This is a genomic window from Amycolatopsis sp. NPDC102522 (assembly GCF_055584485.1).
This window is the reverse complement of record NZ_JBVJLY010000009.1, coordinates 270604-282919: the sequence shown is the minus strand read 5'-3', so window position 1 is coordinate 282919 and position 12316 is coordinate 270604. Positions and strand designations below refer to the sequence as shown.

Here is a 12316-nt window from a genome sequence, read left to right as displayed (position 1 = left end):
AAGCTGGAGTGTCTTGAAGGCCGCCTGGCCAACTCCGTCGTGGGTCGTGAGTGGGTACCTACAGTGGGTGAGTCGAACCCAGGGCATCAAAGTTCCCCTCACTCGCCCGGATCAGCACCTTCAGCCTCAGCAACCGACAAGTACGTGAAGGCCCCCTTCATTGCGCCTAGCGCAATGAAGGGGGCCTTCACGTACTTCAAGCGACCAGGGCGCCGGACCAACAGCTCACCGCTGCTTCAGTCGGTGGAGCTGTCCGTGGGCGTCACGGCCTGCGAGAGGCCGCTGGAGGCGGCATCCGCCTCCAGGTGGGCCGCGATCAGGTCCAGCAGTCTGTCCGTGTCCACAGGCTTCGTCACGTAGTCGTCCGCCCCCGAAGCCAGGGTCCGCGCCTTGTCCTCCGCGGTCGCCTTCGCGGTGACAGCGATCACGGGCAGGTCCTCGTGCGCGGCTTCGGCGCGGATCGCGGTGATCGTGGCGTTGCCGTCCAGTTCGGGCATCATCACGTCCATCAGCACCAGCGCGGTGTCCTCGTGCCGTTCCAGCGCCCGGATGCCCGCGACGCCGGTCTCGGCGTAGATGACCTCCAGGCCGTTGCGCTCCAGCACGGCGGCCAGCGCGAAGACGTTGCGCAGGTCGTCGTCGACGATCAGGATCTTCTCGCCGTGGAACCGCAGCGACGGGGTCACCGGGATCACCTGCGGGACGGCCATGATCAGCGGGACACCGCTCGCCTGCGTGGTCGGGACGATCAGGTTCGACGCGCTCACCGGCAGGTACAGGGTGAACGTGCTGCCCTTGCCGGGATCGCTGCGGACGCGCAGTTCGCCGCCGAGCAGTTCCGTCAGCTGCTGGCTGATCGACAGGCCCAGCCCGGTCCCGCCGTACTTGCGGCTGGTGGTGCCGTCGGCCTGGCGGAACGCGTCGAAGATGATCGCGAGTTTGTCCGGCGCGATGCCGATCCCGGTGTCCTCGACGGCGAACGCGAGGACGCCGGGGGCCTGGCGGAGCGAGTCGGCTTCGACCTCGCCCGGGTCTGCCATCCGGATGTGCAGGCGCACGCCGCCCTCGTCGGTGAACTTCGCCGCGTTGGACAGCAGGTTCCGCAGCACCTGCTGCACGCGGTGCTCGTCGGTGTGGATCGACGACGGCACCGGCGGGTCGATCAGGACGGCGAACTCCAGGCCCTTGTCCGAAGTGAGCGGACGGCAGATCGATTCGACGTACTCGACCAGTTCGGGCAGCGTGACGTCGGACATCTGCAGATCCAGGTGTCCCGCCTCGACCTTGGCCATGTCGAGGATGTCGTTGATCAGCTGTTGCAGGTCGCTGCCCGCCGAATAGATCGTCCGCGCGAACTGGATCTGCTTGCCCGAAAGGTTCCCGTCCGGGTTCTCCGACAGCAGTTTCGCGAGGATCAGCGCGCTGTTGAGCGGGGTCCGCAGCTCGTGCGACATGTTCGCCATGAACTCGGATTTGTACTGCGACGCCATGGTCAGCTGCCCGGCGCGCTCTTCGAGTTCTTGGCGCGCCTGCTCGATCTCGCTGTTCTTGACCTCGATGTCGCGGTTCTGTTGCGCCAGCAGGGCCGCCTTCTCCGCCAGATCCGTGTTGGACCGGCGCAGTTCCCGTTGCTGCGCCTGCAACTGCTCGGACCGCGCGCGCAGTTCCTGCGCCAGGCGCTGGGATTCGGTCAGCAGCGCCTCGGTGCGCGAGTTCGACTGGATGGTGCTGACGTTGACCGCGATGGTCTCCTTCAGCTGCTCCAGCAGGTCGATGTGGACGGTGCTGAAGGCGTTGATCGTCGCCAGTTCCAGCACCCCGAGCACCTCGCCCTGGAACAGCACCGGCAGCACGATCACGTTGACCGGGGCGGCCGAACCCAGCCCCGAGGAGATGAGCGCGTACTCCGGCGGAGCTTCGTGGACCAGTATCGTGCGCCGGTCGACCGCGGCCTGCCCGATGAGCGACTCGCCGGGGGAGAACCGCAGGCCTGCCTGTGACTTCGCCAGCCCGTAGGTGGCGATGCTCTCCAGGACCGTTTCCTCTTGCTCGTCCTCGCGGGCGAGGAAGAACGCGCCCTGCTGCGCGGACACCAGCGGGGTCAGCTCGGACAGGATCAGCGACGCCACCGACGCGAGATCGCGGTGCCCCTGCATGAGCGCGGACAGCCGGGCGAGGTTGGTCTTGAGCCAGTCCTGCTCGCGGTTCGCGCGGGTGGTCTCCTTCAGGTTCGCGATCATCTGGTTGATGTTGTCCTTGAGTTCGGCCACCTCCCCGGACGCGTCGACGGTGATGTGCCGGGTCAGATCGCCCGCGGTCACCGCTGTCGCCACCTGCGCGATCGCCCGCACCTGGGTGGTCAGGTTCCCGGCCAGCTGGTTCACGCTCTCGGTCAGCCGCGACCACGTGCCGGCGACGCCGGGCACCTCCGCCTGGCCGCCGAGCGTGCCGTCCGTGCCGACCTCGCGGGCGACACGGGTGACTTCGGAGGCGAACGCCGAAAGCTGGTCGACCATCGTGTTTATGGTCGTCTTGAGTTCGAGGATCTCGCCGCGCGCGTCGATGTCGATCTTCTTCGACAGATCGCCCTGCGCCACCGCGGTGGTCACCGTCGCGATGCTGCGGACCTGGCCGGTCAGGTTGTCGGCCATGACGTTCACGTTGTCCGTCAACGCCTTCCACGTGCCCGCCACGTTCGGCACGCGGGCCTGGCCGCCGAGGATGCCCTCGGTGCCGACCTCGCGCGCCACCCTCGTGACCTCGTCGGCGAACGCGCGCAGCGTCTCGACCATGCTGTTGATCGTCTCGGCGAGGACGGCGACCTCGCCCTGGGCGTCGATCGCGATCTTCTTCGACAGGTCGCCGTTCGCCACCGCCGTGGTCACCGTGGCGATGCTCCGCACCTGGTCGGTGAGGTTGGTGGCCATGACGTTGACGTTGTCGGTGAGGTCCTTCCAGGTCCCGGCGACGCCGCGCACCTGCGCCTGGCCGCCGAGCTTGCCTTCGGTACCGACCTCCCGGGACACCCGGGTGACTTCGTCGGCGAACGCCGAGAGCTGGTCGACCATGATGTTGACGGTGTTCTTGAGCTCCAGGATCTCGCCGCGCGCGTCGACGATGATCTTCTGCGTCAGGTCGCCCTTCGCCACGGCGGTGGTGACCTGGGCGATGTTGCGGACCTGGTCGGTCAGGTTCTTCGCCATGAAGTTGACGTTGTCGGTCAGGTCCTTCCACGTCCCGGCCACGCCGGGCACGGCCGCCTGGCCGCCGAGACGCCCGTCGCTGCCGACCTCGCGGGCGACACGGGTGACCTCGTCCGCGAACGCCGACAGCTGATCCACCATGGTGTTCAGCGTGTTCTTCAGTTCGAGGATCTCGCCCTTGGCGTCGACGGCGATCTTCTGCGACAGGTCGCCCTTCGCCACCGCCGTCGCCACCTGGGCGATGTTGCGGACCTGCGCGGTGAGGTTGTTCGCCATGAAGTTGACCGACCCGGTGAGGTCGCGCCAGGTCCCGGCGACACCCGGTACCTGCGCCTGCCCGCCGAGCTGACCTTCGGTGCCGACCTCGCGCGCCACCCGCGTCACCTCGTCGGCGAACGAGGACAGCTGGTCGACCATCGTGTTGACGGTCGTCTTCAGTTCGAGGATCTCGCCGCGCGCGTCGACCGTGATCTTCTGCGTCAGGTCGCCCTTGGCCACCGCGGTGGTGACCTGGGCGATGTTGCGGACCTGGTCGGTCAGGTTGTCCGCCATCTGGTTCACCGAGTCGGTGAGGCCGCGCCAGGTGCCCGCCACGCCCGGCACGGTCGCCTGGCCGCCGAGACGTCCTTCGCTGCCGACCTCCCGCGCCACCCGGGTGACTTCATCCGCGAAGGACGAGAGCTGATCCACCATGGTGTTCAGTGTGTTCTTGAGTTCGAGGATCTCGCCCTTGGCGTCGACGTTGATCTTCTGCGAGAGATCGCCCTTCGCCACCGCGGTGGCCACCTGGGCGATGTTCCGCACCTGGTCGGTCAGGTTGTCCGCCATCAGGTTCACCGAGTCGGTGAGGTCACGCCACGTGCCCGCCGCGCCGGGGACCTGCGCCTGCCCGCCGAGACGTCCTTCGCTGCCGACCTCCCGCGAGACACGGGTGACTTCGTCGGCGAACGCCGACAGCTGGTCGACCATGATGTTGACGGTGTTCTTGAGCTCCAGGATCTCGCCGCGCGCGTCGACATTGATCTTCTGGGTCAGGTCGCCCCGCGCCACGGCGGTGGTGACCTGGGCGATGTTGCGCACCTGGTCGGTCAGGTTGCTGGCCATCACGTTGACGTTGTCGGTGAGGTCACGCCAGGTGCCCGCCACACCCGGGACTTCGGCCTGCCCGCCGAGCCGTCCTTCGGTGGCGATCTCGCGAGCCACTCTGGTGACTTCGGTCGCGAACCGTGAAAGCTGCTTGATCAGGCCGTTGACCGTCTTCGCGACCTCGGCGAACTGGCCCTGCAGCGGCCGCCCGCCGACCTCCAGGGGCATCGGCTCGGACAGGTCACCCTCGGCGACCGCGACGAGGACCCGGTTGAGCTCGGCCGTGGGCCTGCTCACGTCCTCGATCAGCCCGTTGACGACGTCGACCGCGGTGGCCCAGCCGCCGGGGCCGATCTCGGCCGCGACGCGCTCGGTCAGCCTGCCTTCCTTGCCGACCGCCTCGCGGACGCGCAGGAGTTCGGTCACCAGCCGCTGGTTGCGTTCGGCGATGTCGTTGAAGGCGCCCGCGAGCTGGGCCGCGAGCCCGTCGCCGTGCGCCACGAACCGTCGCCGGAAGTTGCCGTCCCCGAGGTCACGAGCCGCCGAGAGCAGGCGTTCCAGGGTCGCTTCGTCCACCTGGCCGCCACCACCTTCCACGGGGGTCCGATGCCTTTGGGAGTGCTGTGTCATCTGTGTCGACCCTCTCCACCACGCATGCCAAGCCATGGTCGTCGCATCAGCGTGCCATGATTCGACCTACACTTCGAGCCAGTCCGCCCGCTCACACTGCGCTACCCGCCAGGCAGGAGGAGGTCCGGGAATGGTGTCACGGCCGGCCCCGGCCTCGACGTCGCTCCCCTCGGAGCCGTCGGCAGGTGCCAGCGAGGGCGCGCTGCCCGAATCCGGGAGATTCTGGCGCGAGCTGCTCGAAGACGTGCGTGACGCGGTGCTCGTGCAGGATGTCGACGGCGCCCTGCGCTGGTCTAATCCCGCCGCCCGTGAGCTGTTCGGCGGCGGCCGACCGGTGCTGACAGCCGAAGGCCCCGACGTCGGCCACGTCGAGCACACCGGACGCCGGTTCCCCGCGCGGATCCGGACGCTGCCCGGCGGCTGGCACGCCTGGACGGTGACCTCCGCGGTCGCGGCCGACGGTCCGCGCGTGGACGGCTTCCTCGCCTCCTCAGGGCCGCGGCTGGCCTCTGCCCGGGGACGGCACGGGACGGCGAAGGTGATCGCCGAACTCGCCGCGGCCGAACTCGGCGACTGCGTGTTCGTCCTCCTGCCGACCACTCGCGGCCGGTGGGAGTGGTGGAGCTGCGACCACCGCACCAACCACGGGCACGGCCGGATCCGCCGCGTCCCGGCCCAGCTGGCGCCGGTGCTCGCCGGCACCTTCGCCTCCACCGAGGAACCCGAAGCCAAGGCGGTCCCCGAGGAAGAGGTCGCGACGCTGCCCGCCGTCGTCGCGGAGCGGCTCGCCGTCCATCCGTCGGTCACCGTGGTCTCGCTGGGCTCCGACACCGGCACCGGCGTCACCGGGGCGGTCGTCCTCGGCAGGCGCGGCGCGCCCTCGTTCGGCGAAGACCACCCGCGCGCGGTGACCGCGTTCGCCCGCGCGGCCGGGACAGCGCTGGCGAACGCGCATCGCTACGCCCGCCAGGAAGAGGCCACCCGCGGCCTGGAGACCACGCTGCGCCCGACGCCTCCGCCGGAGGTGCCCGGCGTCAAGTTCGACGTCTGGTACGAGCCGTCGAGCGGGCTGCTCGACGTCGGCGGCGACTTCTACGACGTCCTGCCGCGGGACGACGGCGGCGCGATGTTCGTCCTCGGCGACGTCTGCGGAAAGGGCGCCGAGGCGGCCGCGCTCACCGGCCGGGTCCGGCAGACCCTCGCCGCGCTCGATCTCGTCGAGCACGACAACACGACCTTGTTGAGCCTGCTCAACTCCCTGCTGATCACCGGCGGCAGCGGCCGGTTCGCCACGCTGGTGCTCGGTTCGGTGCTGGCGGGCGAAGACGGCCTCGGTGTCACCTTGGCCTCCGGCGGGCATCCCGCGCCGCTGGTGGTGCGCCGCCACGGCGGGGTCGACGAGATCACCCTGCCCGGCACGCTGGTCGGGATCTCGCCGCAGGCCCGGTTCGCCGAGACGGCCATCCGGCTCGCCGAGGGCGACATCTGCCTGCTCTACACCGACGGGATCACCGAAGCGCGCCACCACGAGCGCACGTCGGACCTGTTCGGGGACGAACGGCTGCGCGAACTGCTGACCGGCTGCCGGGGGCTGTCCGGCCGCGAGGTCGTCGGGAGGGTCCGCTCCGCGGTCCGGGAGTGGCTCGGCAGCGGGACGCACGACGACATCGCCGTCCTCGCCATCGAAGCCTCACGCCCCGTTCGGTAGCCGCACCACAGCCCGCTCCACGATGTCGCGGGCCTCGTTCGGATCGGCCGCCTTCCCCGCTCTCCTCGTCGCACGCGCGATGGTCCGGTCCTCGTGGTACGCCGTGATCACGCGAGGGTCCACATAGGACCGGCGTGCGACGGCGGGAGTGTTGCCCAAGCCTTCGGCGACCTCTGCCATCACGGCCTTCTCGGTCCGTTTCATGCCCTCGCCCACGAGTTCCCGGAGTCGTTCGTTGATGTCGTCGGCCCTGACCTCGTGCCAGTCGCCGCCGTCGCGGTACGCGAGCGGACGCGCGGCAGCCGGACCTCGCGCTGGAACCCGTGTTTCGCGGGGTAGTCGCACACCAGGCACTCGTCGCGGAGTTCGACGTGCTCGCACAGCGGTGTCGCCACACCGTGGGTGCCGTGCTCGTCGGCGTAACTCTCTCCACCGGTGCGGAGACGCCCAGATCGATCATGCGCGAGGCGCCGGCGAGCACACGTTCCCGCTTCAGGCCGCGCGCCGAGATCCACACGCGCCGCCACGCGGGCGGGATCGCCAGCGCGTCGATTCGCTCGATCGTGTCCCGGTCCTTGAGCGGCCCGCCGTCCGGGGTCAGATAGCCGAAGCCACGACCTCTGCGCCGCCTCCGGATGCCGGGGGACCCGCGGTTCATGCCCATGGTTCGGCGGGCTCGGCCCGGGGTAGTCCGGGGGCGAGGAAGACTTCAGGAGGGAAACCCATGACGACATCGCTGAACGGACGCCGCGTGGCCATCCTCGCCGCGGACGGCGTGGAACAGGTCGAACTGGTCGAACCGCGCGAAGCGGTCACCGATGCCGGGGCGACGGCCGAGCTGGTTTCGCTGGAATCCGGCGAGATCCAGGCCATGAACGGCGACATCGACAAGGCGGACAAGTTCACCGTGGACCGCGTCGTCAAGGAGGTGACGGTCGACGACTTCGACGCGCTCGTACTCCCCGGCGGCACGATGAATCCGGACAATCTTCGCGTGGACGAGAACGCTGTCCGCTTCGTCCGTGACTTCGTGAACAGCGGCAAACCGGTCGGGGTCATCTGCCACGGACCGTGGACGCTGATCGAGGCCGACGTCGTCCGCGGCCGCACGCTCACGTCGTATCCCAGTGTGCGCACCGATATCCGCAACGCCGGCGGCACCGTCGTCGACCAGGAGGTCGTCAACGACAACGGCTTGATCTCCAGCCGGAATCCCGGCGACCTGCCCGCGTTCTGCGCCGAGATCGTGACCGAATTCGCCCGCTGACTCCGGATAAACGAGTGGCGCACGTCACAAAAATGGGGGATCGTGGTGGCAGAGGAGGAGGTGCCGCGATGACCGTGCATTCGAGACGCTACGGCCGGTGGTGCCGTGAGCATTTCGACACCGAGCCGGAGCCGGACCGGAAACCGTCCGCCGAGGCCGCGCCCCCGGACGTCGCCGACGCCCAGGCAGAGCAGGCCCAGGCCGGGGACGTCCCGGAGGCGAAGCCGGGTTCGCTCAGCTGAGCGGCCGGCGGTACCAGACCCGTTTCGGGCCTGGCAGTCCGATCCGCGAGACGAGGTCGGTCACCACGCCGCCGATGATCAGCCACAGCAGGGCGGCGAGGCCGTCGTTGAACAGGATGCGCAGTTTGGGACCCTCCGGGGTGAACAGGTTGCGCAGTCCGAGCGAGACCCCGCGTGACCACTGGTCGATCAGCCGCGCGAACCCGTTGGCGGGGTTGGCTTCCCCGAACACGAGCAGGATGTGCACGAGCAGCACCAGCGCGAAGATCCAGCACACCGCGTGGACGAGGGCGTTGACCACACGCACGACGCGGATCCTGGCAGGCGTCCGCTCGACGATCTCTTCCTGCGGTTCACGCGGGTCGTTGAGATAGGTCATCGCCGTCTCCCATCATCGTCCACAGTGGACAGCCTGGTCGAGCGGGTGCTCAGCCAGGGGGCTGGGGCCTTGTCTTCGTCTTGCTCCTGGTCTTCGTCTTGCTCGGTTTGGCCGAGGTGCTCGGGTCGCCGCCCGCCGCGGTCGTGTCGCTCGGTGTCGAGGTGACGCCGACGCCTTCGGTGGCTGGAGGCGGGTTCGCGGAGACCGGCACGACTTCGGTCACCACGACGGTGCCGTGGGTTTCTTCCGCACCACGGGTGGAAGTTTCGGCGGGGTCCAGGGACTGCGCTCCCTGGCTCGCCACCGGGCCGGAAGTTCCCGTCGCCGCCGGAGGAAGCATCCCGCCCGGCTGGACCGGCGGGTTCGTCGCTGTCTGGCTGCCCGTCAGCAGCACGGCGACGGTGATCGCGGCGGCGGGCGCGCTGATGGCGGCGACCACGGCCGCCCGCTTGCGGGTGCTCGGCCCGAGACGCACGACCTTCGTCCCGGTGGAGTCCTCCAAGAGGATCCGGGAGATCGCCGCCGCCGTCGGGCGTTGCGAGGGCTTCTGCGCGGTCATCCCGCGCAGCAACGTCGTCATGGTCACCGAAAGCCGGGAGGGGATCCGGGGTGGCCGGTGCAGCCGCCCGACCGCGGCCTCGACCGGCGTCCCGGTGTACTCCCGTTCCCCGGACAGGCATTCGAGCAGGACCAGGCCGAGCGAGTAGATGTCGGCGGGCGGGCCGACGTTCTCGCCGCGGACCTGTTCGGGCGCCATGTACGCGGCCGTGCCGACGACACCGCCGGTCTCGGTCACCCTGGTCGCGTCGAAGGCGTGCGCCACCCCGAAATCGCCGATCATCGGGCCGTCGTCGGCCATCAGGATGTTCGCCGGTTTCAGGTCGCGGTGGGTGATGCCGTGCGCGTGGACGTGGGCGAGCGCGTCGGTCAGCCGGGTGGCCAGATCGACGACGGCGTCCTGGGAGAGCGGGCCGGACCGCAGGCGCTGGGCCAGGTTCGGGCCCTCGACCAGGCGCATCGTGAGGTAGGTGTAGCCGTCGTCGGAGCCCGCGTCGTACATCGGGACGAGCCCGGGGTGACGGACCGAGCTGAGGGTCTGGATCTCCTGCTCCCGGCGGCGCTCGTCCCGGGTCATCGTGTCCGCGTGGAACAGTTTCAGCGCGACCTCGCGCCGTTCGCGCAGGTCACGGGCTCGGAAGACCCGTGCGGTGGCGCCGCGGCCGAGCAGGTCCCCGATCTCGTACCGGCCGGCGAGTTTGCGGGGCAGATGGTCTGGGTCGTGGACGTTCAGGCTGAAGCGGCGTTGGGTGGTCCCCGCATCGGGCTCCTCGTCGTCGTCACCGCCAGCGCGCGAATCCGCGTCGTCCATCGGTGCTACCTCCGTCTCACCGGCCGAACGCCGAGTACCCGGTCCGGCGCCGGGCGAAACAAGGTTTGAGAGCGTACCGGAGATGATCTGAGGGTTCACCCCGAACGGTGGGCAACCCCCGCGAGGGCCGCACGTCTCGTGGTCATGAAGCCGAACCGGTGGGCCGCGCTCGCCGCCACCTCAGTGACCGCCCTGGCTGTCTGCACTCCGCCGGCCGCCGCTGATTCGCTGGTACCCAAGGGTTTCGCGCCCGCTTCGACGAGCTGGACCGGACCGCTGCGCGGGTTCGTCCTCGGGTTCTCACCGTGCGGGAAACCGGGATGGTGCGCGTCCCTGCTGTCGACGGCCGACGGCGGGAAGCGGTGGCGGCTCGTCGGTGCCCCGCCGATCTCGTTGCCGGACAACCACAATCAGGTCAAACTCGCGATGATCGACGAGCACGACGTCTTCCTCTCCGACGGCAACCGGTTGCTCGCCAGCCACGACGGCGGCGGCACCTGGTCCGGCGTCCGGCTCGCCGGGGTCCGGGAACCGTTCTATATTTCGAAAATCACCGAAGCGGGCGCGCGGGTGTTCGCGATGGTCACCGGTTTCGGCAGCCCCTCGACGACGACGCTGTACGCCGGGCCTTCCGGGACACGGGTCCTCACGCCCGTCCCGGGGTTCACCGTCACCGGCTCCGCGACCTACGGCGACATCGCCACCAGCGGCGGCGTGCAGGTGTCGATGGGGTCGGACTACCGCGTCCAGAAGTACTGGACGTCGTCCGACGGGCTGACCTTCACCGCCGCGCCGCCGCCCTGCCCGGCGGACAGTTCGGCTCTGCTGAGCGGAATCCGGCAAGGCCGCGTGCTGGCGCTGTGCAGCGGGGGACCGGGGACACCGCATCCGGGCGCGACCGTCCGGCGGCTGTGGCGGGCGCCGAAACTCGGCGGACGGTTCACCGGAACGGCGCAAGCGCCCACCCTCGGGATCAACCAGAGTTTCAGCGCCGCTTCGCCCGCGGCGGCGACCGTCGCGGCGGAAGGCGGCGGCACCGGATTCCTGCACAGCACCGTCGACGGCGGGGTGACCTGGAAGACGACGGAGCTCAGCGGCCGCGGGGTCTGCCTCAACGATCTGGACTTCCCGGACGAACGGGCCGGAGTGGTGGTCGACGGACTGCCCGACGCCGCAGGGGGATCGGCCGTCTACCGCACAGTCGACGGCGGCCGCACGTGGCGCGAACTTGTTTTCAAATGATCACCGCAGGTAGGCAAGGCCCTTGGGGAGGTTCACTTCCTCGCACGCCGTGTCGTAACCTGTGCACTGTCCGTCGATGTCGAGGGAGCCGTGGACCGTGTTCAGTCACGATCCACATGCGGCTGAAGGGTGGAGCGTGTCCATGACTTCGGACGAGGTCCGGTCGATGCCGAGGCGCCCGCTGCCACCTCTCGACTACGACAAGCCCAATCTCGCCCGGATGAAGGACGCTCTCCTCGGCGGACACGACCACTACGAGATCGACAGGCTCGCCGTCGAGGCCTTCCTCCAGGTGGCCCCCGACGGCGCCGCGGTGGCCAAGGAATTCCGGTCCTGGGCGAGCCGGGTGGTCCGGTTCCTCGCCGGCACCCGCGGGGTCGGCCAGTTCCTCGATCTGGGCTCCGGCATGCCCTACGTCGAGAACACCCACCAGACGGCGCAGCGGTACAACCCCGACGCACTGGTCATCTACGTCGACGACGACCCGGTGGTCCAGGCGCACGGACTGGCGTTGCTGGAAGACCACCTCGTGCACGTCAGCGGCGCGGATCTGCGCGATCCCGAGCAGACACTGAGCGATCCGGTGATCGCCGAGCATCTCGAACTCGACCGCCCGGTCGCGGTGCTCCTCAACGCGGTGCTGCACCACGTCGAAGACCTCGACGAGGCGCGGGCCATCGTCCGCGGCTATGTCGACGCGCTCGCCCCCGGGTCGTACATGCTGCTCACGCACTACTACACCGACGGCGAAGGCCCGCGCGGCGCGTTCGCGCGGAAGCTCGACGGCCTGATGGCCGGCATCGGTTACCCCACGGCGCACCGCAGCCGCGAGGAGGTCGAGTCGCTGTTCGACGGGCTGGAGATCCTCGATCCCGGCGTGGTCCATCTGCACGAATGGTGGCCGGAAGGGCCGCGTCTCGCGCCGCTGACCCAGCTGAACTACCTGAGCCTGGGCGGGGTCGCGGTCAAGCCTTAGGGACTTCGTATCGCGACGTTCGCCGCAGCGCACCAGCTGCGTGTGAAGGACCCCTTCCCTCGGCTCAGCCGAGGAATCTCGACCTTCGCGTACCTCAAGCAGGGCGGGGCGGCGGCACCGAGTGGGTCGGGGTGGTGGGGGGGGGGGGGGGGGGGGGTGTGAACCCCAAAAACCACACCACACCCCCACCCACCCGCCCCCCCCCCACCGCGCG

The 12316-nt window shown here is 69.5% G+C and carries 9 protein-coding genes and 1 pseudogene; 5 read left to right on the top strand and 5 right to left on the bottom strand.

Annotation, left to right across the window (positions count from 1 at the left end; genetic code table 11):
• Window positions 1-236: 236 nt before the first annotated feature.
• Window positions 237-4865 carry a HAMP domain-containing protein gene (locus ACZ6YV_RS22955; protein WP_465511561.1) on the bottom strand — a complete coding sequence of 1543 codons (4629 nt, stop codon included), beginning with the start codon at window positions 4863-4865 and terminating at the stop codon, window positions 237-239.
• 184 nt (window positions 4866-5049) lie between these two features.
• Here ACZ6YV_RS22955 and ACZ6YV_RS22950 point away from each other — a divergent pair, with 184 nt between their 5' ends.
• The gene (locus tag ACZ6YV_RS22950; protein WP_465511560.1) at window positions 5050-6627 is read left to right on the top strand and encodes a SpoIIE family protein phosphatase; all 1578 of its coding nucleotides are present in this window, start codon (window positions 5050-5052) and stop codon (window positions 6625-6627) included.
• Here ACZ6YV_RS22950 and ACZ6YV_RS22945 read toward each other — a convergent pair.
• Together ACZ6YV_RS22945 and ACZ6YV_RS22940 are read right to left on the bottom strand one after the other, a co-directional pair.
• Window positions 6610-6972 (bottom strand): hypothetical protein, encoded by a 363-nt coding sequence (locus ACZ6YV_RS22945; protein WP_465511559.1) that lies wholly within the window; start codon window positions 6970-6972, stop codon window positions 6610-6612. The two genes, ACZ6YV_RS22950 and ACZ6YV_RS22945, sit on opposite strands and share 18 nt — an antisense overlap.
• 208 nt (window positions 6973-7180) lie before the next feature.
• A pseudogene (locus ACZ6YV_RS22940) lies at window positions 7181-7285 on the bottom strand (DNA topoisomerase IB); the annotation flags it as partial.
• Between the two features lie 66 nt (window positions 7286-7351).
• On the opposite strand from ACZ6YV_RS22940, the gene ACZ6YV_RS22935 reads away from it, so the two are divergent.
• On the top strand, window positions 7352-7894 hold the full coding sequence (locus ACZ6YV_RS22935) for a type 1 glutamine amidotransferase domain-containing protein (protein ID WP_465511558.1): 543 nt from the start codon (window positions 7352-7354) through the stop codon (window positions 7892-7894).
• 68 nt (window positions 7895-7962) lie between these two features.
• Window positions 7963-8136, top strand: coding sequence for a hypothetical protein (locus tag ACZ6YV_RS22930; protein WP_465511557.1), 174 nt, complete (start codon window positions 7963-7965; stop codon window positions 8134-8136).
• Here the strand turns inward: ACZ6YV_RS22930 and ACZ6YV_RS22925 are convergent.
• Window positions 8129-8515 carry a hypothetical protein gene (locus ACZ6YV_RS22925; protein WP_465511556.1) on the bottom strand — a complete coding sequence of 129 codons (387 nt, stop codon included), beginning with the start codon at window positions 8513-8515 and terminating at the stop codon, window positions 8129-8131. The genes ACZ6YV_RS22930 and ACZ6YV_RS22925 overlap by 8 nt on opposite strands.
• A gap of 49 nt (window positions 8516-8564) precedes the next feature.
• Window positions 8565-9884, bottom strand: a complete 1320-nt coding sequence (locus ACZ6YV_RS22920; RefSeq protein ID WP_465511555.1) for a serine/threonine-protein kinase — start codon at window positions 9882-9884, stop codon at window positions 8565-8567.
• Window positions 9885-10028: 144 nt separating this feature from the next.
• Here ACZ6YV_RS22920 and ACZ6YV_RS22915 point away from each other — a divergent pair, with 144 nt between their 5' ends.
• Together ACZ6YV_RS22915 and ACZ6YV_RS22910 are read left to right on the top strand one after the other, a co-directional pair.
• Window positions 10029-11126, top strand: a complete 1098-nt coding sequence (locus ACZ6YV_RS22915) for a WD40/YVTN/BNR-like repeat-containing protein (protein ID WP_465511554.1) — start codon at window positions 10029-10031, stop codon at window positions 11124-11126.
• A 142-nt stretch (window positions 11127-11268) separates the two neighbouring features.
• Complete coding sequence (locus ACZ6YV_RS22910; RefSeq protein ID WP_465511553.1) at window positions 11269-12102, top strand: SAM-dependent methyltransferase; 834 nt, start codon at window positions 11269-11271, stop codon at window positions 12100-12102.
• Window positions 12103-12316: the final 214 nt, after the last annotated feature.

Bases quoted from the DNA above. Each gene is read 5' to 3' on its own strand.
- ACZ6YV_RS22930 (WP_465511557.1), top strand. From the start codon at position 7,963: ATGACCGTGCATTCGAGACGCTACGGCCGGTGGTGCCGTGAGCATTTC.
- ACZ6YV_RS22915 (WP_465511554.1), top strand. From the start codon at position 10,029: ATGAAGCCGAACCGGTGGGCCGCGCTCGCCGCCACCTCAGTGACCGCC.
- ACZ6YV_RS22920 (WP_465511555.1), bottom strand. From the start codon at position 9,884: ATGGACGACGCGGATTCGCGCGCTGGCGGTGACGACGACGAGGAGCCC.
- ACZ6YV_RS22935 (WP_465511558.1), top strand. From the start codon at position 7,352: ATGACGACATCGCTGAACGGACGCCGCGTGGCCATCCTCGCCGCGGAC.
- ACZ6YV_RS22910 (WP_465511553.1), top strand. From the start codon at position 11,269: ATGACTTCGGACGAGGTCCGGTCGATGCCGAGGCGCCCGCTGCCACCT.
- ACZ6YV_RS22950 (WP_465511560.1), top strand. From the start codon at position 5,050: ATGGTGTCACGGCCGGCCCCGGCCTCGACGTCGCTCCCCTCGGAGCCG.
- ACZ6YV_RS22925 (WP_465511556.1), bottom strand. From the start codon at position 8,515: ATGACCTATCTCAACGACCCGCGTGAACCGCAGGAAGAGATCGTCGAG.